Source organism: Corallococcus sp. RDP092CA, assembly GCF_041903675.1.
Classification (GTDB): domain Bacteria; phylum Myxococcota; class Myxococcia; order Myxococcales; family Myxococcaceae; genus Corallococcus.
In genome coordinates, this window is record NZ_JAYESI010000029.1 from 86585 (window position 1) to 109822 (window position 23238).

The window sequence follows — 23238 nt, forward strand, 5'->3', positions numbered from 1 at the left end:
GCGGCCCCGTGCGCGGTGCCCCGCCGCGAGCTCGAGGAGCGACCGCCATGCCACGCATCGCGCTGTTCGGATTCGGCAAGCACCTGTGGCCCAGCGTGGAGCGCACCCGCCACTTCTACGAGCGCGCGCTCTCCTCGCGCTTCTCGCTGGTGTGCGTGGACGAGGACGCGCCCCTCCCGGGTGACGTGGAGGCGGTGCTGTCCTTCAACAGCCGGCGCACCTGGCTGGAGCGTCCGCGCGTGGACCTACCCCATGTGTTCGCCATGCACGGCGGCCCCATCCTGGACCAGGGCTTCCTCGCCGCGCATCTGGACCGGCTGGAGCGCACCGACGCGCTGCTCATCAACTGCACGTCCGACGCCGCCATCTTCCGAGACGTCTTCGACGGCCCCACCCCGCACCTGTGCCACCTGCCCCTGCCCGTGGACCCCGGCGTCTTCCACCCGCGCGAGCGCCAGGAGTGCCGGGAGCTGCTGGGCGTCGAGGGCTACGACGTCGTCGTGGGCTTCGTGGGGCGGCTGGTGCCGCAGAAGAACGCGCACCTGTTCCTGCGCATGCTGGCCCGGCTGCGCGAGCGCCTGCACCCGCGCCGCGTGGCCGGCGTGGTGGTGGGCAACTACTGGGTGGACTACCCCGTGCTGGGCTACACGCCCGGCTACCAGCAGGAGCTGGGCCGCGTCATCACCGCGCTGGGCCTGGGCGAGGACCTCTTCTACTTCCCCGCCAACCTCACGGACGAGGACCTCGCCTCCACCTACGGCGCGCTGGACGTCCTGGTCCACCCCACGCACTCCATCGACGAGAACTTCGGCTACACCCCCGTGGAGGCCATGGCGTGCGGCACGCCCGTGGTGGGCGCGGCCTACGGCGGCCTGAAGGACACCGTCCGCCCAGGCGAGACGGGCTTCCTCATGCCCACGTGGACCACGCGCACGGGGCTGCGCTCGGACGTGCTGGGCGGCGTGGAGGCCATCGCGCGCGTGCTCACGGAGCCGGGCCTGCGCCAGCGCCTGTCGGAAGGGGCCGTGCGCCGCGCGGCCACCCACCATGGCGAGGCCGCCTGCGCCCGCATCCTGTGCGACGCCGTGTCAGGCGCCATCGCGGCACGCCGCCAGGGGCCCTCCGCGCCGCTGCGGCTGAAGCCCCGGCCCCCGGAGCCGCCCCCGTCCGGCCTGCTGCCGCCCACGCCCGGCTTTCCCTGGGAGCACTACGCCCGCGAGGTGGCCCACTACGCGAGCACGTCCGCGCCGGTGCCCGGCGAGCCCTCGCGGCTGTGGGTGGCCGCGCCGCTGGTGGAGGAGCTCCCCGGCACCGTGCGGCTGGATGACCCGGCCTGGCCCGCGCGCTTCGCGCTGGAGCCCCGGGACGCGGCCCTGGTGGCGCGCTGCCGCGAGCCTGTCTCCGTCGCCACGCTGAAAGCGGAGGGCCTGTGGGACGCGGCGCGGGCGGCGCACTGGGTGCGCGAGGGGCTGCTCGTGTCCGGTGATTGACGGCCCGGGCGGCGAGCGGCTCTGCTCCCAGTCCATGCCCGCGCGCCCCGTGCTGTCCATCGTCATCCCGTGGAAGGACCGCCCGGAGCTGGGCGTCACGCTGAAGCGCAACCGCCGCTTCTTCACCGCGCACCCCTACGAGGTGGTGGTCGTCAACTGCGGCGGGAGCCCCGCGCTGTTCCGCGAAGGCCTCCACGCCGCGCGCTTCCCCGGCCTGCGCGGCGTGGAGCTGCCCGGCACGCCCTTCAACAAGTCGCTGGCCCTCAACGTGGGCGCCTCCGACGCCCGCGCGGACTGCCTCTTCTTCCTGGACACGGACGTCGTGCTGAAGAGCGACTTCCTGGAGGCCGCGCGCGAGCGGCTGGGCCGCAAGCACTTCGTCACCGTGGACCGCGTCTTCGAGTCCGAGCCCGCGCGCGAGCGGCGCGAGTCGAAGCTGCGGGAGCTGGCGTACGCGGTGCACTTCGTGGATGAGCAGGGCCGCGAGGCCCGCGTGGAGACCAACCGCGTGCACCTGGGCGACGGCAGCCGCAGCGGCCCCGGCATGGTGCTCATGCGCCGCAAGCACTTCGAGGCCGTGAACGGGATGAACTCGGACCTGGCCGGCTGGGGGTGGGAGGACCTGGACCTGCTGGTGCGCCTGCAGCTGGAGCTGGGCCTCACGCAGCGCAGGCACGGGGACGTGCTGCACCTCACCCACGGCGACGACCGGCGGGACCTGGCCGGCCAGACCCGCGCGCAGAGCGAGCATCTCAACCTGGCCCGCTGCATGGAGAGCTACCACCAGGGGCACTACTGGGGCACGCGCGTGGACGACGCGACCACCTGGAAGGCGCGCCAGGTGGCGGTGGCGCCCGCGCCCGTCAGAGGAAGCGCGGGTCGCCGCACAGCCGGCCCATGACGACGTGGCCGAAGGACAGGTGCAGGTCCTCCACCAGCTGCATGTGGTGCTCGCGCACGTGCACCGCGTGCTGCGCCAGGGGCTTGAGCTTCCCGCCGTCGAACCCGCAGATGCCCAGCGTGCGCGCGCCGTTCGCGTTCGCATAGGCAATGGCGTTGAGCACGTTGGGCGAGTTGCCGCTGCCGGAGATGCCGATGACCAGGTCCCCGGGCCGCAGCAGGTTCTTCAGGGGCTCCTCGAAGACGGCCTCATAGGAGACGTCGTTCGCGTACGCCATCAGCAGGGGCAGGTTGTCGTTGAGGCACATGCAGCGCAGCCGCTTGCCGTCGCGCGCGCGAATGCTCTTGCTCCAGTCGGAGGCGTAGTGCGACGCGGTGGAGCCGCTGCCCCCGTTGCCGCAGGTGTAGACGGTGCCGTCGGCGCGCCAGGTGGCCTCCACCAGGTCCACCGCGCGCTCCACCTCGTCCAGGTCCAGCGCCTGGATGGCCTTCACCATCCGCTCGTAATAGCCACGGCTGAAGCTCATGTCCCCTCCCCCCTGCGCACCGGGGTGATGGCGCTGCCCCGGGGCTGGAGCCGCATGTCCACCCGCCGCAGCTCCGGCAGCGCCGCGGCGATGGCCGGGTGATGCTCCTCCGGCGCGTAGAACAACAGGAAGCCCCCGCCGCCCGCGCCCAGCAGCTTGCCGCCCTGGGCTCCGGCCCGGCGGGCGCGCGCGTACCAGTCATCGATGGTGGGCGAGCTCACCCCGTCGCGCAGCTCGCGCTTGAGGCGCCAGTTCTCGTCCAGGAGCGCCGCGAAGCCGTCCAGGTCCCCGCGCTCCAGGTCCCCCCGCATCCGCCGCGCCAGCGCCACCATGCGGCCGAGGGCCTCGCGCGTGTGGCGCTGGGACTGGATGGCCGCGTCCTGCCCGCGCAGCACCGACGCCGCCGGGCGGGTGATGCCCGTGTAGAAGGTGAGCAGGCGCGACTGGAGCGTGGCCAGCGTGGCGTCCGGGCACGCCACCGGGTGCACGCTGACGGTGTCGTCCGGGTGGAACTCGATGAAGTTCAGCCCTCCGAACGCCGCGGCGTACGGGTCCTGCTTCCCGATGGGCTCTCCCAGCCGCTCCAGCTCCACGTGGCAGCTCCACCGGGCCAGCGTCGCCGCGTCCACGGCGCGCCCCTGGTGCGCCGCCACCGCGTGCAGCAGCGCCACCGTGAAGCTGCTGGAGGACCCCAGCCCCGTGCCCTGCGCCGGCACGTCCGACATGGAGACGATGTCCAGCCCGCCCCGGACCTCCAGGAGGCGCAGCACCTCGCGGGTGAGCGGGTGCTTCAGCGCGTCCGTGCTGGCGGCCACCTCCGTGAAGCCGCCGCCCAGCCGCAGCGACCCGTCGAAGGTGGCGTGCACCGCGACGTACACATACTTGTCGATGGTGGCGGACACCACCGCGCCACCGTGCTCGCGGGAATAGGAGGGCAGGTCGCTGCCGCCCCCCACGAAGCTCATCCGCAGGGGCGCGGAGGCCAGGATCATACCGCGCCCTCCAGCACCACGTCCGCGCGGGCGCGCGTGGAGCGCACCAGCGGGTGCTCGCCCTCCTCCCGCGCCGCGTACAGCGCCCGGGCGGCGGCCTCATCCTGGCCGCGCCAGCGCCGGTCCTTCACGAAGCGCTCGCGCCGCGCCTCCTCGGGCGCCTCCACGTACAGCTTCAAGTCCAGCCGGGGCAGCAGGCCCGGCACGTCCAGCGCGGGCACGCCCTCCACGATGAGCACCTCGTCCGGGGACAGGGCCAGCGTGTCGCCGTTCTCGTGGCGCGTGCGCGTGGCGCGGTCATACCAGGGCAGGCGCAGCCGCTCGCCCGCGCGCAGCCGGTCCAGCGCGTCCTGGATGGCCTCGTAGTCAAAGCTGTCCGACAGCCCCCCGGAGCGCCGCGCGCCCACCGAGCGGATCCAGTTGTCCAGCGACACCAGCGCCGCGGGCTGTCCGCGCGCGCGCAGCAGCTCCCGCAGCACCGTGGACGCGGTGCTCTTGCCCGCGTGCGCCAGGCCCCCCACGCCCACCCAGTCCCCGGGGCGCAGCCTGGCGGCCAGCGGGGCCAGGCGCGCGGACAGCGCCGCGTGGCCCTCCAGGATGAAGTCCACCGCCTCGCCCAGCGACAGGAAGACGTAGTCCGGACGGTCGCCGAAGCGCGCGTCGCCGCCGGCCTCGCCCGTGCGCACCAGCACCGAGCGCAGCCCCGCCGCGTGCGCGGTCCGCACGTCCCCCGTGGTGTCTCCCACCAGCCACGACTCGCGCAGGTCCAGGTGCAGCTCGCGCGCGGCCCGCTCCACCAGGGCCACGCCCGGCTTGCGGCAGGCGCATGGCCCCTTCAGCTCCGGCCGCTCGCCGGGGAAGCCCGCGTCCGGGTGGTGGGGACAGACGTAGAGCCGGTCCAGGTACGCGCCCTGCTGGCCCAGGAGCGACTCCAGCCGCGCGTGGATGCGGCGCAGCTCCGCGTCCGAGCACTCGCCCCGCGCCACCACCGGCTGGTTGGTGACGAGCGCCGTGCGCAGGCCGGCCTGGTTGAGCCTGCGCACCGCCGCGCCCACGCCGTCCAGCAGCTCCAGGTCCTCCGCGCGCTTCAGGTGGCCCACGTGGCGGTTGAGCGTGCCGTCGCGGTCCAGCAGCACGCCGGGCCGGGGCGCGCCGAGCGAGCTGCGCGCGGGCCGCCCGGACTCGAAGTCCGCGGTGACGCGGGCATGGCGCTCGGGCGTGCCCATGTCCTTGATGTACTCCGGGCTGCGGTAGCCCATGAGCCGCGTGCCGCGCGCCAGCAGCTCCGGGAAGACGTCCCGCGCCAGGTCCGCCTTCCGGGGAGAGAGCGCCTCCAGCGCCCGGCGCTCCACGACGTAGAGCGCGGCGTTGGCCAGGTTGGGCAGGGGCGTCCCGGCGGGGTGCGGATGCGGGTGGAAGGCCACCACCTGGTCCGCTTCGTCCACCTCCACCAGGTCCGAGTCGTGGGGGTGGTCATTGGGGTGCAGGAACAGCGTCAGCGCCGCGTCCGCCGCCTGGTGCCACGTCCACAGCCGCGCCAGGTCCACGTCCAGCAGCGTGTCGCCGTAGAGGACGGCGAAGCGCTCCGCCAGCTGGGGCAGCGCGTGCAGCAGCGCCCCCGCCGTGCCCAGCGGCCGTACGTCGCGCAGACAGCGCAGCCGCAGGCCCAGCGACGCGCCGTCGCCGAAGTGCGCCTCGATGACGTCCGCCCCGTGGCCCACGAGCAGCACCGCGTCGGTGAACCCGTGGCGCGCGCCCAGCTCCAGTTGGTGCTGGAGCAGCGGCTTGCCCCCGAACGGCGCCATCACCTTGGGCAGGCCGCCCAGGTGCGCGCCCATGCGGGAGCCCTGGCCCCCGGCGAGGATGACGAGCTGCTTCATGCTCATCGCGCCGGAGGGACGACCGGAGAGGACGCCGGCGTGGCCAGCGGCAGGGCCCACGGGGCGACGGGGACGGACAGGCCACTGGCCGCCGCGTCCAGGTCCGCGAAGGTCTCCTCCACCAGCGTCTGGATGCCCGAGGCCACGCGCTCCACCGGCGTCCCCGCCGGGAAGAGCACGCGCAGCCGGCCGCGCCCGCGCGACCAGCCCCCATCCCACGTCACCTCCAGCCCGGGGAAGCGGCCCGCCACCCGCTCCCGCAGCGCCTGCACGCGCGGCCCCAGCGGGCGCACGGCGTCGCTCTCCAGATGGATTTCAGCGCCCACGTCCCCGCCATAGTCCAACAGCTCGTAGTGGAAGGCGCGCGGCCAGGACGGCGGCGCCATGCGGCGGAAGTGCGGGAAGCCGCCCCGGGCCTTCAGGTGCGCGCTCGCGCCCTGGGAGTAGCGCGCGACGATGGCCTCGAACTCCGGCCGGCCCCCGGCCGGCGGCGGCGCCAGCGTGTAGAGGCCCTCGCCCGTGGGCGCGGGGCCCGCGGCGTCCAGCGACACGCCCGCGGGCAGCGGGGGCAGGCAGTCGAAGTCCACCGTGTAGCGCGCGAAGTCCGCGGGGGTGAGCGCGCGGCCCCCGGCGCGGGCCCGGTCCACCTCCAGCAGCAGCGTGATGGCGCGGCGGTAGTGGCCGAAGTGCAGGAAGCACTCCGCGAACACCGTGTGCGGCAGGAAGCGCGGGAAGGTGTGGTTGAGGCGGTTGGCCACGAACGCCATCGCGCTCCAGGTCTCCTGGGGAATGGGGAAGCCCGCCACGTGCGCCAGCGTCGCCAGCTCGATGAGGTGGCCCACGTAGTAGCAGTGGTTCTCCAGCGGCGAGTCGATGAGCAGCGACTCACGCAGCTGGTGCAGGAGCGTCCCCGGGCCGCCCTTCTCCCCCCGGGCCGCCAGCAGGTCCACCTGCTCCAGCGCCGCGCCCAGCACGAAGAGGATGTCCAGCTGCCCCTCCAGGAAGCCTTGCGCGTCCTTCCGGAAGCGCTCCATGCCCCGGATGTTCGCCGCCGCCGCGCAGAGCCCCTCGGTCAGGTGCACCTTGCGGCAGACCTCGAAGCCGCCATGGTGGTGCGCGTCCACAGCGCGCTCCATCAGCGCCGTCACGTCACACACGTCCGCGCCCATGAGGAACGGCGCGGTGTCCGCGCGCGGCTCCGGCTCCAGCGCGGCCAGCGCGTAGAGCAGGTGCCCCAGCTCGATGCCGTCCGTCACGTTGAGCTGACGGCTGTTGAGCGCGATGTCCTTGAACGACGCCCGCACGCCCGGCAGCGGATGCAGCGGATCCACGCCCGCCATCACCGTGTACGCGATGGCCTGCCACGGGTGGAACTCGCCTTCCGGGTCGCGCTGGAGGATGTAGGGGCGGCCTGCCTCGTCGCGGTGGACGAACGGCTCCAGGTGCTCCAGCAGGGGCCGCCCGTCCAGGCGCGCGTTGCCCCAGCCATTGAGCAGGTGGCAGGTGTGCGGCAGCGAGTCTCGCTCCAGGATGGCGCGCACGTGCCGGCCCATCATGTGCGCGAGCAGGTCCGCGGCCAGCGTCGCCGCGCCCACGTCCAGCGCCTGGGGCTCGCGGCGCATCCGCTCCCGGAACGCGCCGGTCGCGGCCTCCTCGGCGGGGGACAGGTCGAAGGGCCACCAGAAGCGATTGTCGTCGGACACGGGAGAAGGCCTGGGCAAAGGGGAGGCGAAGGGACGGCGTGGGGCGAGGGCACGGCGGAGGGAACACCCCCGGCAAAGCCAGACATGAAAGCGTCCGCTCCCCGGGGGCATTCCCTGACGGCGGACTACTTGGGGGCGACGACCGGACCCGTGGTCGTGTCCTTCGGCGGCGTCGTGGGCTCCACGCAGCAGCCCTGCGTGCAACAGCCGGGGATGAGGATCACACCGCCCGTGGTCTTGGACAGGTCCTCGCGGCTCAGCTTCCGGCCCGGGGTACGGCCCTGGAACTTCTCGTTGTTGTCGCTCATGTGAATGCGCCTCCTTTAGGACGCGGAAGCAAAGCTAGGAGAGAAAAACGAGAAGGGTCAACGCATTGACCGGCGTTGGCCAGAACAGGGAAGGTGCCTCCATGGCCATGGAGCAGAAGAGGGAGCCCACCCGTGACGCACCCCGGCTTGCATTCGCGGTGATGCATGCCGCGTTCGATGCCGCGCGCGCCCCGGCCCTGCGGCGTCTGGAGGAGACCCTGCGTGCCGGGTTGGGTGCCGGCGACGTGCTGCACGTGGAGCGGGACACCGTGCGGCGGGGGGTGTGGAGCGTCGCGAGCGCGTGCTGGCGGTGGGGCATCGCGCGGGCCTCGGAAGGCATCACCCACGTGGTCGTGCTCAACGACGACGCGGAGCCCTGTCCCGGCTTCGTGGAGGCGGTGCGCGCGGCGCTCGCCGCCCGCCCCGCGCATCCGGTGTGCTTCTACGCCAACCACGAGGCGGCCCTCACGGCCTACGCCGAGGGTGAGGCGTGGTGGACGTCCGACGACGGGCTCGTGGGCGTGACGTGCGCGTTGCCGGTGGACCTGGCGGGTGAGTTCCTCGCGTGGGCGGACACCGCCCTGCTGGAGCGCACGCCGAAGGGCCTGCCGGACGACACGCGCCTCAACATCTGGGCCATGGCCCACCGCCGCCCCATCTGGCACGCGCGGGGTCTGGTGGAGCACGGCGAGCCGGAGACCAGCCTGGTGGGCAACGCGCACCACGAGGGACGCCGCTCCCTCACCCCCGTCCCCGCCACGGAGGCCGAGGCCCGGGCCATTGACTGGAGCCGGGGACTGGACTCCCCCCTGCACGCGCTCGTCTACGGCATCTCCCCCATCCACCTGCTGCGCGAGGTGAAGCCGGAGGTGCGTGAGCGCATGGGCCTGGAGCAGGTCGTCGACGCGCTGTGGGGAGAAGCCTCGCCCCAGTGCCGCGCCTTCTACGGCGCCCGTCCATGAACGCGGGCCGCCCGGCTCCCTCGCGGCCGGGCGTCCGATTACACGATGAGCGAGGCCGGGCTCTACGCGGACCTGGTCGCCGTGGAGGGCGACCCCACGCAGGACATCTCCGCCGTGCGCCAGGTGCGGCTGGTGATGAAGGGCGGCACGCTGTACCGGCGCTGAAGCGGCGCTCAGCGCCTCGCCCGGCGGCGGCCGAGCAGGACGTCCGCCAGCCCCGCCAGCAGCAGCACCGGCGCCACCAGCACCGCGCCGAACCAGGCCAGCGCGTAGAGGACTCCGAAGCCCACGCGCCAGGGACCGCCCACTGCGGTCCCGGACAGCACGCCCACGGACTCACGACCGCCGCCCAGGTGCAGCGCCAGGAAGAGCGCGCCCAGGCCCAGCGCGGCGAGGACGAACGGGTGGCGCATCATCGGCGTGCCTCCAGGGGCGGCGCCCGCGCCAGGCGCCAGAGGGGTCCTTCGACGAGCGCGTACAGCAGCACCGCGTCCGCGAGCGGATTGCCCGCCGCGAAGCGCAGGCCGGTGTCGTCGCGCACCGGGAAGGCCGCGAAGTGGAGGCTGGTGAGCAGCCCGTCCAGGGCCTCCTCGTCGTCGAACGCCGCCGCGCCCACGAGCGCGAGCCCGCTGGAGCCCGCGTTCGCGTTCACCCACGGAATCGTGGGCCCGGAGTCGAGGTCCTGCACCGCCGCCGCCTCCGGAGGCCACTCGCCCGCCCACGCGAAGCCCAGCGCCTGCCCCAGGAGCGCGGCGCGGGCCTGCTGGTACTGGTCGCGCGCGAAGTCCGCGTCCACCACCTGGAGCATGTGCGCGGCGAGCCACAGCGTGGAGCCCTCCGGCCCGTCCTTCGTCACGCCGTCGTAGGTGAAGCTCGACACGAGCAGCCCGGTCCGACGGTCGGACAGGTGCTCCCGCGCGGAGGCCACCCAGCGGCGCAGGAGCGCCCCGTGGTCCCGCCCGTCCACCGTGTCCGACAGCCGCAGCGCCGCGAGCGCCACCGCGTTGCAGAACGTCCAGCCTTCATCGGGGTAGCTCTCCGCCGCGAGCACCGGCGCGCGCTCCAGCTGTCCGACGAGGCGGTCCACGCGCTCGCGCAGGAGCGGCGCGTAGTCCGCGCGAGGTTCCACCGCCTGGCGCGCGGCCATCATCAGCGCCAGCTCTCCCTCCACGAAGAGGCTGCGCCCGGCCGGGTCCTTGAAAGGCGCCGCGTGGACGTACGGCAGGAAGAAGGCCTCGTGCACCTTGCGCTCGTCGCGCAGCGTCCGGTCGATGAGCACGTCCACCACGGCCAGGTGCTCCGTCTTCCGCGCGGGCTCCGACAGCGCGAGGTTCGCGAAGGACAGCGCGGAGAAGGTGCGCACCATCAGGTCCCACTCCGGGTTCGTGCGGTGGAGCACGTCGCGCTCCGCGCTCGACTCCTGGAGCGAGAACGCGCGTTGACGGGAGGCCAGCGCCGCCGCCAGCGCCTCCCGGTCCCAGGGCCGGAACAGCCAATGGAGCGCCGGCAGCCACACCGCCACGGCCAGCACCAGCAATCCGAGCTTGCGTCGCATGGCGGCAATCTCCGTCGCGGCCGGGCCCCCTTCAGGCCCCGCGGGTTGGACGGTCGTCCCCGCTCGCTGAACGGTCGCGCTCCCGCCCGGACCGGCGTGCTCCGGAAGAGCTGAAGTATCCCCTCATTCTCATTTCTCCCTCTGAGTTCGCCTGCTCGACCGCTCACGAATTCTCCGAGGGGAAACTTCAAATGAGGGGATGCCTCAGAGCAAGTGGAACAAGGTGGAGCACCGCCTCTTCTCGCACATCACGATGAACTGGCGAGGCCGCCCGCTCGAGGACTTCGAGACCGTCGTCAAACTCATCGGCTCGACGCGCACGACAATGGGCCTTCGCGTGAAATCGCGGCTCGACCGGCGCAAGTACAAACTCGGCGTCGAGGTGCCCGACTCCGCGATGGCCAGCCTTCACATCGAGCGCAACGAGTTTTGAGCCTGCCCCGATTCCGTGGCTCTCCCGCAGTTTGTGTGATCCTCGAGCAAGGAGGCAGGCGGTGCTGGCGGGAAGCCATTGCGGCGAGTACTCCTGGGAATGAAAGAGTTGTACTCGACTCCCGGCTGTCGGGTGGAGCGCGTGACACGTAGCAGCTCAGCGGGATGGGCTTGCCCCGATTTCGTGGCTCTCCCGCAGTTTGTGTGACGCGCAAGCTCAGGAGGCAAGCAGCGCGCGACGGCGCAGCAGGTCGAAGCTGGCTCGCCCATACATCTGTCGCTTCAGGAGTTTGAGTTTCGTGATGTGGCCTTCGGACTGCGCGTTGCTCCAGGGGGTGGTCAGCGCGGCCCGGACGGCATCGCCGTCCTGTTCAAGCCCCTGTGCGAAGGATTCCACCGCGCGCACGCCGCACGTACGTGCCTCGCCCAGCCACTGCTCGAATGCAGCGCAGGACGAGACAGGCTCAGCACCGTGCGAGACACCCCGCTCGCGCACCAGGTCACCGAAGCGACGTGTCAGTGCAGCGACGCGTGCAGCCTCTTCATCCTGCTCGATGCGGGTCAGCGTGGCTGCCTCCGTGGAGGTGAGCGCGGAGCGCGACTGGACGCAGAGCCATGCCAGTTGCTTGGGCGAGGGGAGGCTTGCGACGCGGCGCGGAGCCTTCGGGATTGAGTCGTGGCCACGACGTGTGCGGGGCGTCGAGCGCGCCGGTGCCGTACGCCGCGTCTGGAGCCAGCGATGGACCTGCCGCGAGGTGCCGCCAAAGCCCTTGACGCGAATCTCACGCCAGAGGGCGAGTGCACTCTCGCAGCCAGCGGACTGCCTCTGTGCAAGGTACGCCACGAAGGGGTCGAGGATACTTGGACCGGGGAGTCGAACCGCACGCTCTGGAAAGGTTTCCGCGTGGGCGTACTTGCGCACCGTTGCTCGCGCCAGCCCGAGGGTGCGGCTGATTTTCAGCAGGGGCTCTCCAGCCAGGTGCAGGCGCCGCACCGCCTCGTAGGCGGCAGTTCGGCGGGCCCTGCTTTCCTCTCCGGCGCGCGATTCAGCACGCGTGCGCGGGAAACTGGCGTGACGACGCACGGGAGAGTCCTCCGCGCTCGTCACTTCGGGCAGAGCCCGCAGGCGCGCATGGTTGCCAGTCAGCCAGCGCTCCACCATCTGCCGACCATTGAGTAGCAGGTGCCAGCGGTCCGCGACCTGCTGGGCGCCGGGCGCTCCGAGACTCGCCGCACGTGCGTACTCGGTGGAGCGGTCCCTGGCGATGAGTTCGACGACTGGGTGCTCGCGCAGCCATGCAGCAATAGTTGGTGCCGAGCGGTCAGGCAATAGGTCGACGACGCGGTGTGCTTCCAAGTCGACAAGGATGGTGCCGTAGGTGCGGCCTTTTCGCAGGGCCCAGTCATCCACTCCGAGGACCCGAGGCTGTGTCCTCGGAGGGAGGGGAGCGCTGTGCATCAACCGGAGCAGCGTGTCGGGACTCGTCGACATGGCGAGTGGCGTGAGAAGCCTCGCCCCGGCTTCTGCTCCCGCCGTCATGCCCACCGCGCGCTGCGCCGTGGCGAGCCGATGCGTGCGCCGGGCACGGGGGGCGAGCAGACGAGGAAGGGGCTCCGCGAAGGTGCGGCGCGTGCACGTCTTGTTTCGACAGGAGAAACGGCGCACACGCAGATGAAGCTGAACAGCGTGCCCAGCAGAAGGCAGGTCAGCCGGGCGACGGACGTAGGTGCTGTGCGGCGTTTCGCTACGCACCTTGCAGGAAGGGCATCGCGCGCTTTTGCTCTCCGGTCGCACCACGAGGACAGCTCCCGCTGAACTGCTACGTGTCACGCGCTCCACCCGACAGCCGGGAGTCGAGTACAACTCTTTCATTCCCAGGAGTACTCGCCGCAATGGCCTCCCGCCAGCACCGCCTGCCTCCTTGCTCGAGGATCACACAAACCACGAGGACAGCTCCCGCTGAACTGCTACGTGTCACGCGCTCCACCCGACAGCCGGGAGTCGAGTACAACTCTTTCATTCCCAGGAGTACTCGCCGCAATGGCCTCCCGCCAGCACCGCCTGCCTCCTTGCTCGAGGATCACACAAACTGCGGGAGAGCCACCAAACCCGGGCAAGCTCACTCAAGCGATTTCGTGCTGTCGCCACCCGCGATGAAAAGACGGCGACCAACTACCTCGCCGTCCTACACGTCGCATCAATGCTCCTTTGGCTGCGCTAATCAGGGACAGCCCTTACCGCCCGACCGTCGCTCAACGACCGAAGTTACCCGTGGAGCCGGAGGCCCGCGCGGCGAAGGCGAGAGTGCCAGCTCGTTTGAGGCACCCGGCCCTCACCCTGGACCCGAGAAAGGAATATCACACATCCGTTCGAGTCGCCCTACCTGAACAGCCCCCAGTCGTCTGGCTTTTCGGGCTCTGGCGTCAACTCAAGCCTGCTAAATCGCCCCCCCCGGACCTCGATAACCGCCCACAATTCGGCGGTGCAATTCGGGCACCGGCCAAGTCCGTAAGACCAGACGTCGCGCCCGACTGCAATTGGAGCGGGCCCTACGGGGGACCGACGCATCGTGGGAGCAAGCCCCCAGACAATATCACCGACAGAAAAACGCCTATGCTCCAAGATGCCGATATCCGCCTGAAAATCCACTTCCTCCAGACAATTACAGACACTGCATCTGACCAACCCCACAAACTCGTTATACCTGCTCATTGCGTCGGCCCTTTTTTCAAGAATTCAAGAAAATGCCGACCATCAATCTCCGCCTTCCGTCCGTGCTGCCCAAGGAACCTAATGAATTTTCCGTCAGCAGTTACGTATGGAATACCTAGTTCCTTGGAGTACGACGCATTGACGATGTCGTTGAAGTGGCTCTTCATTCCACCCGTCACAGCGCGATCACCTTGGCCGGCCCTTGACCGGTTTGCCGCATCTCGGAGCAACTCAAACGCTGCTTCGAACTTCTCACCAGTGCGAAGGATAGCCGCCCGTTCGCCAGCAAGAACCTCTAAGTTCTCGAAGCTACTCAAGAAGCGGCGCCTCGACGCCGAGCCAGTAGCCACTGTGGTGAACTCCGAATAGGTCGTAGGAGTTACCACCCACTGGTAGTTAGGATCGCGCAGTAGATCCAAAGCGGCCTCATCAGCAGGGCGAACGCTGCCACGCTGCGCGTTCCAAGCCTTTACCAACACATCACTATCAACCACTGGATCGATAGGACCTGCATGACTCGGCATTTCTACCAACCGAGTCCCTGACGTACTAGCGCCCTCGACAACAGCAGTCTCCGCAGAACTGGCGAACCTTGTGAACGGGTTTGCCGCAGAGCCCAACATCCCCAACTCTGCCTTTGGCAGACTGCTTGCGGCGGCATTCAGGGCCCGCCCGCCCAGTGTCACAACTCGCTCTATTGCTGCCCTGCCTCCAGGCACCTTGCTGGTGACCCATACCGCCCCAGCACCGACCACTGGCAGCGCCTTTCCGAGCCCATAGCCAAGAACGGCGCCCTTGGTTCCTTCGATGACCTGGTCGTCGGCATGCTGCTGCCACTTCTTTGCCGAACCATCAAAGGTCAGGGAATCGAATCCCGCGTTCCCGAGCGCCCCGCCAACAAGGTACCCCGTTCCACCTGAAAGTACTGTGGCGTCGATACTCAACCCCAGTTCGGCGCCTCCGATGGTGTTCTGCGCCACGATGGAAGCGTAGTCACCAAAACTCCTGCGCTGTCCCCAGAGCAGGTCGTTGCCCCCCGCTCCAATGGCTTGGCCTACACCCCACGCGAAGCCCAGAGCAGTGCCAACTGCTGTAGCGGAGTGGCCGTCGTCATCGCGGTAGCTGAATGGATTCCCGTACGCGTACGTATACCGGTGCAGACTCGGCGCATCGCTCAACTGCCCCTCATACGAATCTCTCGAAATGAACCGCCCCAGTTCACTGTCGTAGTACCGGGCCCGCGCATACGTGAGCCCCGTCTCCACGTCGTACTGGTGCCCCGTGTAGCCCAGCTTGAACTCACTGGCAGTGGGCGCTGAGCCACTGCGGGGACCGCCCCACGCGTCATACCGCCGGGCCACAGTGACGGTGCCACTCGTGGACAGCGCGTCCGTCACGCTCCCCAGCGCATCCGTTCCCAGGAAGTTCGTTGCCGCGGAAGCCACTTCGCTGACTGCCAACGGGCCCCCGCCATAGTGATAGCGTCGCTTCGACGGATGTGTGGCCTGGGCTCCATCCAGCTCCTGCAGGATGAAACCGTCATCCAGCACATACGCGACGTCTTCGGACGCCGTATTCCTTTGCGTCCGCTGGAGGTCGTTATCGTAGTCGTACCGCCCCACGTCCTGCCCGTTATCATACGCGGCGGTGAGAGTGTTACGGATGTCCCAGGCGAAGGTGCGGGTGCCATTCTGCGTCGCCTTCTCCACCAGGTTGCCCACGAGGTCGTAGGTCAGCACCGTATTCAGCTTGGCGCCTCTCGCGTCCTCAAGCCCTCTCAGCCAGTCCACCCGGTTGAAGGTTCCGGTGACATCGCGCGTGAGCGCCTTGGGTTCCACACTGGAGTAGGCATCGGGACCAAGGCCCCTCTCCCGTCGAACCCTAGCCTGCCGCTCGCCTGTGCGGTTACCGACGGCATCGAGCCGATACAACGTGTTTAGGAAGTCAGGTTCAGCCACTCCCGTAAGCCGGTTCAAGACGTCATAGCCGTACCGGGTCGTCTCATTGCCGCCCAGCACCTGCGTCGAGGAGGAGGTGCGCGTCTCCACTTGCGTCAACCGATTCCCGTTGGCGTCGTAGGTATAGCCGAATCGGCTGATCACCGGTCCGCTCGTTTGGCAACTATCGCTGACCGTGCCCCGAGCCGTGACCAGATCAACCAATCGTCCCGCGGCGTCATAGCAGCGCCCTTCCGACAAGCCGTTGGGCCACACCACGCCCTTGAGCAAGGAGTCCGGCCAGTACCGGTACTCCACGACGCCGGCCGGCAGTGTCGCCTGCATCAGGCGCCCCAATGCATCGTATGCATACCCCGTTACAACTCCGTCCGCGTCCGTCACGCTCGTACGGTGCCCCATGGCGTCGTACTCGAAGGAGAGCTGCTTTCCGTCCTGCTCCCGCAGCCGCGTCTTCACGCGATCAAGTGCGTCATACGTGTACGTCGTCGCCTCCTCCACCACGCCGCCCAGCGTCTGCTTGAGCAGGGTCGCACGCCCCAGGTTCCCATTGCCGTCATACGCGAAGCCCTCCGCGTCCACCGACGGCAACTCTCGCGGCTGCGCATGCTGCGAATAGGTGCGGCTCGCCAGCCGATCGAGGAGCCCATACCCAGACACCGTCACCTGCCCCTTCGGGTCGGTCATGGAGCTCGGGTTCCCGTTCGCGTCATACGTGTGACGCCACGTCAGCGTGCCCACGCTGCCCGACGGCGTCGCGCCAGCTTCGAACAGCGGCACCTGGCTCCGCTGAGCCGCCGTCAACCGCGCATGCGAGTCCAGATGCTGATGCTCGGCCGTGCGCAGGTTGCGCACGTCGTACTCGTAGGTCGTGAGGTTCCCGTTCGCGTCCTGTTTCGCCACCAGGTTGCGGGCCGCGTCGTAGACATAGGACGTGAGCCCACCAGCGGCATCCGTGACGGACAGCAGCTTGCCCTGCTCGTCGTAGGCGTACCACGTCACATACGTGTCCGTGCAGACCTGCTCCTCCACCTCCGCCAGCGTCAGCCCGGCCGCATCCCCATGGGAAATCGCGGGAGCGCCGAGCGGCTCCTTCATACACACCCGGTTGCCCGCAGCGTCATAAGCCCACGCCGTGACGTGCCCGAGCGCATCCTCCTCGCGCACGCGCCGTCCCAGGTCGTCGTAGGTGTAGCGCGCATCGAAGAGAACGCCCGTGGCGCGGGGTCCCTTCTTCTGCATCAGTTGACCAGCGGCGTCGTACTGGAACGCAGTCGTCGCCGCTTCCGGCGATCCAGCGCCCTGGGTCTCCTCCACCAGACGCGCCGCTCCATCGTAGAGCCGGGTGGTCGCGTAGCCATTCGCGTCCACCGCCCTCGCCACCTGCCCCGCGGCGTTATAGGTCCAGGACTCCTCCGCCACGTCCTGGCCCTGCCCCCGCGAGGAGTACACCTTGCGGCCCAGGCCATCCGCCCGCTGCACTGTGGGAACCTGGCGCCGGTCCCAGTGAGTCAGCTCGCGGGTTGCATCTCCGTACTGCCAGCTCTGGCCATAGGCAGCCGGGCCGCTCACCGATGCGGCTTCGGACTGGCTCAGCACCCGGCCCGCGGCGTCGTAGGCGAAGCGGGTGAGGTGCCCCTTCGCATTCTTCTCCACGCGCTTGTAGAGAGCGTCAAACCAGGTGTCTGAGGCGTACCCCGCCGCGTCCGTGCGGCGGACGACCCGCCTGAGTCCGTCGCGGTACGTCACGGTGAGTTGCCCCCGCGCGTCCCGCACCTGCTCGCGCGTCAGGGCCTCCGTGTCCGGAGCATCCACATACGTGCGCTCACTCACCGTCAGGGACTGTCCCCCCTTGGACAGACTCTCCACGAGGGTCTCGGTTCGCAGCCGTCCCAACGCGTCGTAGGTGAAGCCGCGCTCCACACCGCGCCCATCGATGGAGCGGATGACATGGCCTTCCCCGTCATGCGTCTGACTTTCGGAGACGCCCATGGGCCGGTACACATCCGACAGTCGGCCCAACGCGTCGTGTACCGTCTCCGTCCGCCGGCCCAGCGCATCCACCCGGGCGGATTCATGGCCGTACCGGTCGTACTCCACGGTGTAGACCAGATTGAGCGCGGGCCCGACCCTCGGGTCGTCGGGCTGGCGCGACAGCGGTCCATTCGCAGCGTCCTCTTGCCCCTTGAAGATGCGTCCCAGCCCGTCCAGGTGCCGAGCCTGGACGAAGCCCCGTGCATCGCGCGTCCACTCGACATGCGCCATGTCGTCATGGACGGTCTGCGTCGTGTAGACCGCCTCCCCAGCCTTCGTCGCCACGCGCTCCGTCACCGAGAGCACCCGGCTCAAGCCGTCATACGTCGTGGTCTGCTTCCGATGCTGGACGCCTCCCGCCTCCCAGCGGGCCTCTGTCACATTGCCGCGCCCATCGTATTCGCGCCGCTCGACCCGGCCGACGGCATCCGTCTGGACGGTGGCACGTCCCAACAGGTCGTACTCCGCCGTCTGGGCGTGGCCATTCCCATCCACCTGCCGCACCCGGTGGCCGGTCAGATCATATGCAAATGTCTGCGTATAGCGCACGGGCGGCGCGTCAAGGTCCGCACCCCGAACCTCGGGGCTCTGCTCCTCCACGGCCCGGTAGAGCGAGTCCAGCCGGTAATGCCTGTCGAACCCGGACAGGTCCTCCTCCGCCACCTTGTTGCCAGCGGCGTCGTAGGTCACATGAGACAGTGTGTAGGTCCGGCTCACGTCGCCGGTGTTGCCCCCCTGGGCCACGAACCGTGACGCATCCGCCACGGACACCAGCATCTCCACCGGGCGGTCTGCGAAGTCATACACCGTGGTCGTAAGGACACCCCGCCGGTCGATGACCATCGTGCGATTGCCGGCATCGTCATACGCATAGCGAGTCTCCAAAGAGGCAGTGAGCCCGCCTCCGGACTCGACCGTCCGGGCTCGCCGGCCCGCGGCATCCAGCCAATGCTCGCGGATGAAGTCCCCTCCCAGGGTCTCGTATTGGAGCTCGCCACCCGGGTAGTACAGCGCCGTGCGCACCTGTCCCTCGCCGTGAGGGTTCACCCACTCCTCGCGCTTCACCCGGTCCAGCCCATCCCACTGCTGGATCCGATGGCGCCCCAGCCCATCCTGCTCGTCCTCCAGGCGCCCACGGGCGTCATAGAGGGTCTGCACCGTCACAGTGGCTGCCCCGCTCACCTGGAGCGTCTTGGTCCGCAGCTGTCCGTAGGCGTCGTACGCCGTGGCCTTCTCCCGGTGACCATCCGCGCCCACGCTCTCCACCCAGTCTCCAGTGACAGCCAGCGACGGGCAGGCCGCTCCTTCAACCCCGCAGTAGCGCCAGCTCAGCACGACGTCCTGGGGGGACTCCTGCAACGAGGCCACGGCCTCCTCACAGGTCGCGGCGGAGGTCAACACCGGGCGCGGCACCCGGTTCACGTAGCGCCGGGTCTCCAGCTGACGCCCCGTCCCCGTCGGCAGCACGTCCTCGGGAGCATCCCCGGAAGAATCCACCCGCGAGACCGTGGCGTAACCCTCCGCGTCCACGTGGCAGACTTGCGCGTTGAAGCTCGCCTCATAGCCCCACTTCTCCACCACCTCCGAGACAGGCTGCCCTTGCCCGTCGAGCACGGGCAGCGTGGCCGCCACGGTCCCCATGGCCGGGAGCGCCGCTCCCCCAATGCGGCGCTCCACCAGATTGCCTCTCGCGTCGTAGGCTAGGTGAGTGACACGTCCGCGGGCGTCCAGTTCCGCCTCGCGTACCCGGTGAACCGAGTCCCAAAGCGCGCTGGTCCGCGCCACCACGCCGGTGGACAGCGGCTTCTCTGTCTCCACGACGGCGCCCGTTGCCATCATCCAGTAGTGGGTTTCGGGGACCCCGGCCCGAGGGCCCTTCACCGATGTGCGGTACGTGGTGAGCGACTGCCCCAGCACCGTCCGCGTGTCAGGGGCGATGCTGTAGGTGAACGAGGTGATGGCCTCCCGCACCGGGGCCGTCTCCATGACCTCCACCACCTGCTTCACCCGCTCGTCCTTGCTCATCAGCAGCAGGAAGTCGTCCTCGCCTGGCATCGACTCCGTAGCGCCGTAGTAGGTGTAGCGGGTCACCTCCCCCTCAGGCCCCGTGTACCGGTTCAGCCGTGTCCGCCCTGCCTCCAATACGCCATCCTCGTAGGCGTACGACTCGGTCCTCAACGGGGTTCCACTGCTGCAGGCGCCGTCGTAGCGAGACACGGAGACCAGTCGTTGCTGGGTGTCGTAGGCGTACTGGACGCAGACATTGAGGAAGGTCGTGGACATCGCATCCACCGAGGTGGCGTGGTGTAGTTCCACCGTGCGCAATCTCAGGTGCCCTGACTCGCGGACGTGGCCCAACTCCAGCAGCCGCCCGCTCGCCTCATCGAACACCCGCGTCAGCGCGCCGTCGACGGAGGCATCACCATACCGCATCAGCACACGATGCCCTGTGGGCGCCACGACGGAGGTGAGGCGGTACTTCACGGGGAAGCTCGCGCTGTCGAGCCGGCCGTGGCGGTACTCGGTCCCATCCTTCGCTCGGAAGATGTACTCCCGTGCGGCTCCCACGCCCTCCACGCGCAGCGTGCCGTGGTATCCGCGCTGGGCCACACATTCCGTACCCTCTCCCGTGCAGGTGAAGACCTGCCCACCACCCTCACCGCTGGTGACCGCGTAACGGAAACCACCGCCAAGCAACGGCTGCACGGCGCCTTCGTACGCATGCGTCCAGCCCAACCCCAACACACCCTCGTCGGAGTCACCGCTGGCATAGGCACGCTGCCAGGAGAGCCCCAGGCCTCGGCTGGGGCTCTCCACGTCCACGGCCTGTTTCACCAGGTGGCCGTCCACCACGCTGACGCCCTTCACGAAGGTATGGCCCACCGGCAGCCTGCCCACCGTTCCCACGCTCGTCGTCAGCACGACCTCCTGGTTCAGGGACGTTTGATTGGGATTGTCCGGAATGAGCGTGACCCGAACGGTCTCCTGTCCCACCGTTCCAGGCGGAATCTCCATCACCGCGATGCCCCCCTGCCCCAACGCGATGGCGGCACCTCCAAGCCAGGAGACCTGGGTGATACCCGTTGCATTCGCCAGCACCTGCGCGCTGGCGATTTCCGTCTGTCCGCGGCGAACCTCCAGCCGTCCGTTCCCGAAGACCTTCACACCCAGCGGCGCGCCGTAAGCGATGGGCACCTGCGCGTCATCCGGCGGCGGCTCGCCGGGCGTCACCTTTCGCGCGGACACGAAGTCCCACACTGGCAGAACCCAGCGGGCCCTCAGCGGAAGCCCCGCGATCAAAAGGCCGGGCTCCGGCGGCAGCACCTCCACCTCCTCAGCGGATTGCAACACCTTCACGGTGGACGTCGAGGAGTAGTTCTTCGCGAACAGCTCGAAGCGAACCCGTCCTCCCTGCGTTCCCACCGCCAGCGGCAGGATCCTCTGAAAATTGGAGGACGCTGGCAGGACGATGTCGCCGTCCACATCACGGGGCACGTTGGCGGCGAAGACCAGGACATCGTCGCCAGGCACGTTGGGCTGGATCGTCGTTCGGACATACAAATTATCAGAGCTCCTGTTGATGACGTAGAAGCCCAGACCTGAGTCAGACGTCTCCGCCTGTCCTCCTGCGGCGACCACCGTTCCCCCGTACAATTGCCGGCGGGCACTCAACGTCGGAACAGTCGAGTAGTGCCTGATGTAAAGCTCTTGGCCGCAGCACACCTCCACGTCTTCCCCGTTCGCATCAAGCTCGTAGCCTTGCGCGGCGAAGTACACCCGTTGATAGCCTTCCCGCACGAGGTATCTCGGCCGGAACGCCATTGAATACTCGTCGTCCAGGGGCTCGGAGCTCGTCCAAACAGGAGCCGCCACGAAGGTATCCAGCAAGATGCCGTTATCCGAATAGGTAAAAGCCCCCACCAGCACATCGACGAGCCCGGGCTCGTCTCCTCGCACTGGAACCCAGCCAGGAGCCCCGACCGGCCAGCGCAGGATCTGCAAGGTCAACACCTGCGGGCCGGTCGTCTGGTAGACGCCGTTGAAGTCACCGTTATACGTCCCCCGCAGCGTATACCGGGCAGTGGGAATGAAGGCAGAGACGCCGAATGGCTGCGACAGCCCCCCCACGGAGGCCATCACAGCGTAGTAACCTGCCGTCGTGCCTGGGATGTACCCCGCGCTCATCCATCCGTCGACATCCGTCCACTCCTGCAGAGTCTGCAACTGCATGGGATTGCTGACATTCAGCACCTGGGGGGTTGCTGAGTCCTGATAGCGGAAGAACCGTCCGGTGGCCGGCGACTGGCTCCATGTCACCAACTGATTGGCCAGGGCATTTCCGTATTGGTCCGACACCTTTCCCGAAAAGGGAGCAATCATTTGCAATCCCGCTTCCGTCGTAGGCGGGACGTAGAAGGTTTGAATTTGAGCCGGCACATCCGGCAACCCCACCTCGACAAAGGGCGCAGCCAGCGCGAAGGTCTTGGTGCCGTTGGAGGTCTCCGCCGTCACGGCGTTGTATCCCAGCCGCTGGGGGGAGTGCGGTCCCTCCCGCAGGAACGAGGAGCGGGCAATGTTTGTGTCAGGCACAACCCGGACCGCGGCCAGGCCATTCTCATCCGTCGTCGCCTGCAGTTGGGCCTGGGCCTGCCCTGCACCACCGACGGGAAGGAATCCGGGTTGGGAACCGAGTGCGCGCTTGAAGGTCACGACCGCACCGGACACGGGATCCCCGTTGACGGTCGTCACTCTCACCGCCACGGGTTGGGCAAGGGGCTGTCCGACCAGCCCCTCCTGCAGGTCGGTCATCACCACCTTCTCGATATTGGCGACCTGAGTCACGTCCTCCACGACAACGTCCGCATCCAAGCGGGAAAGCCCCTCTCGCAACTGCGCCATTCCCTCCTGGGGGAAGCGCCCCAGGGCCATTTCCCAAGCCCGGGAGAAGACGCCATCCCTCAGCGTCTCGAGCAAATCCACCTGTTGCTCGATCGCCAGCAGCAATCGCTGTCTGCGTGCCTGGTCCGCTTCCCCCGCGAGCTCGACCTTCCTGAGGAGTTGCTTTGCGCGCAGTAGCTCATCCCTGGAGCGCTCAAGGGAAATCTTCTCGGCGTCGCCCGCGACCGGAGCGTGCCAGAATCGCGCCCACCAGCCGGGGCCGTCGCCGAGTTCGGCGCGAGCCCTTTCCAGCGATTGCGCCAGTTGTTCTTGGGGAGCATCCCGCTTCGCTTCCCATGCGAGGCGGGCAGCCTCGAAGGCTTGCGTCTGGTCGGTAGGGATGACTTCGCAGGATCGCTTCGAAGGACTGAAGTCCTCATGCAGCAGCGTCTTTCCCAAGGAGGACACCCGGCTCTGCCACCCGGAGACATCGCCTTCTGCCCTTGCCCCCCATGCCCCAAGCAACACCAGCACCACGACCACCCATCGGCCCGCCTGCATCAAACGCTCCCTCATAATGCTCGACTCAAGACACCTCACACGCCATTACACGCCCACCTCAAACGCTGTCAACACCAGACATTGGCATGGAAATTTCGTCCGAGCCCTTCGCCGCTGCCGTATCGAACCAGGACGGCAGGTTCCTGCGACTTTCATGGGGTGTGGATCTGATCCTGAGCATCGCCTGAGCTAAAGCGCGGGTTGGCGGGAGCAGGCCAAGGCGTGGGAGAAATCCCGGCCATGGTGAAGGTGACGCTGGAAGTGCCCGAGGAGGTCGCCGCGCTGCTCAAGGCCATGGAGGCGAAGCTGCAGGCGGAGGCGAAGGCAGCTCGAGAGTTCGAGCCGGTA

Annotated in this window: 12 protein-coding genes and 1 pseudogene; 4 read left to right on the plus strand and 9 right to left on the minus strand. The window is 68.8% G+C overall.

What is annotated here, in order from left to right:
* Positions 1-47: 47 nt before the first annotated feature.
* Positions 48-1490: a glycosyltransferase family 4 protein gene (locus U8525_RS26510; RefSeq protein ID WP_374269267.1), complete on the plus strand. Its 1443-nt coding sequence runs from the start codon at positions 48-50 to the stop codon at positions 1488-1490.
* Positions 1483-2391, plus strand: a complete 909-nt coding sequence (locus U8525_RS26515) for a glycosyltransferase family 2 protein (RefSeq protein ID WP_374269268.1) — start codon at positions 1483-1485, stop codon at positions 2389-2391. Before U8525_RS26510 ends, U8525_RS26515 begins: the two co-directional genes overlap by 8 nt.
* Here the strand turns inward: U8525_RS26515 and U8525_RS26520 are convergent.
* The 5 genes from U8525_RS26520 to U8525_RS26540 all read right to left on the minus strand — a co-directional run bounded on the left by U8525_RS26520 (position 2354) and on the right by U8525_RS26540 (position 7800).
* Positions 2354-2917, minus strand: coding sequence for an SIS domain-containing protein (locus tag U8525_RS26520; protein ID WP_374269270.1), 564 nt, complete (start codon positions 2915-2917; stop codon positions 2354-2356). The genes U8525_RS26515 and U8525_RS26520 overlap by 38 nt on opposite strands.
* Entirely contained in the window at positions 2914-3909 is a 996-nt protein-coding gene (locus tag U8525_RS26525) for a hypothetical protein (RefSeq protein WP_374269272.1), read from the minus strand. The genes U8525_RS26520 and U8525_RS26525 overlap by 4 nt, the downstream gene beginning before the upstream one ends.
* Positions 3906-5789, minus strand: a complete 1884-nt coding sequence (locus U8525_RS26530; protein WP_374269274.1) for an HAD-IIIA family hydrolase — start codon at positions 5787-5789, stop codon at positions 3906-3908. The genes U8525_RS26525 and U8525_RS26530 overlap by 4 nt, the downstream gene beginning before the upstream one ends.
* Positions 5790-5791: 2 nt before the next feature.
* Positions 5792-7492 carry a hypothetical protein gene (locus U8525_RS26535; RefSeq protein WP_374269276.1) on the minus strand — a complete coding sequence of 567 codons (1701 nt, stop codon included), beginning with the start codon at positions 7490-7492 and terminating at the stop codon, positions 5792-5794.
* 125 nt (positions 7493-7617) lie between these two features.
* Complete coding sequence (locus U8525_RS26540) at positions 7618-7800, minus strand: hypothetical protein (RefSeq protein ID WP_374269277.1); 183 nt, start codon at positions 7798-7800, stop codon at positions 7618-7620.
* Positions 7801-7907: 107 nt separating this feature from the next.
* Here U8525_RS26540 and U8525_RS26545 point away from each other — a divergent pair, with 107 nt between their 5' ends.
* Positions 7908-8762 carry a hypothetical protein gene (locus tag U8525_RS26545; protein WP_374269279.1) on the plus strand — a complete coding sequence of 285 codons (855 nt, stop codon included), beginning with the start codon at positions 7908-7910 and terminating at the stop codon, positions 8760-8762.
* A gap of 173 nt (positions 8763-8935) precedes the next feature.
* Here the strand turns inward: U8525_RS26545 and U8525_RS26550 are convergent, their stop codons facing one another.
* Together U8525_RS26550 and U8525_RS26555 are read right to left on the minus strand one after the other, a co-directional pair.
* Positions 8936-9178: a hypothetical protein gene (locus tag U8525_RS26550; RefSeq protein WP_374269281.1), complete on the minus strand. Its 243-nt coding sequence runs from the start codon at positions 9176-9178 to the stop codon at positions 8936-8938.
* Complete coding sequence (locus U8525_RS26555; RefSeq protein ID WP_374269282.1) at positions 9175-10317, minus strand: hypothetical protein; 1143 nt, start codon at positions 10315-10317, stop codon at positions 9175-9177. The genes U8525_RS26550 and U8525_RS26555 overlap by 4 nt, the downstream gene beginning before the upstream one ends.
* A gap of 208 nt (positions 10318-10525) precedes the next feature.
* Here U8525_RS26555 and U8525_RS26560 point away from each other — a divergent pair.
* Positions 10526-10750 (plus strand): annotated as a pseudogene (locus U8525_RS26560) (ISAzo13 family transposase); the annotation flags it as partial.
* 216 nt (positions 10751-10966) lie between these two features.
* Here U8525_RS26560 and U8525_RS26565 read toward each other — a convergent pair.
* Both U8525_RS26565 and U8525_RS26570 read right to left on the minus strand, forming a co-directional pair.
* Positions 10967-12622: an ISL3 family transposase gene (locus U8525_RS26565; RefSeq protein ID WP_374269283.1), complete on the minus strand. Its 1656-nt coding sequence runs from the start codon at positions 12620-12622 to the stop codon at positions 10967-10969.
* Between the two features lie 836 nt (positions 12623-13458).
* Complete coding sequence (locus U8525_RS26570) at positions 13459-22872, minus strand: RHS repeat-associated core domain-containing protein (RefSeq protein ID WP_374269284.1); 9414 nt, start codon at positions 22870-22872, stop codon at positions 13459-13461.
* Positions 22873-23238 lie beyond the last annotated feature (366 nt).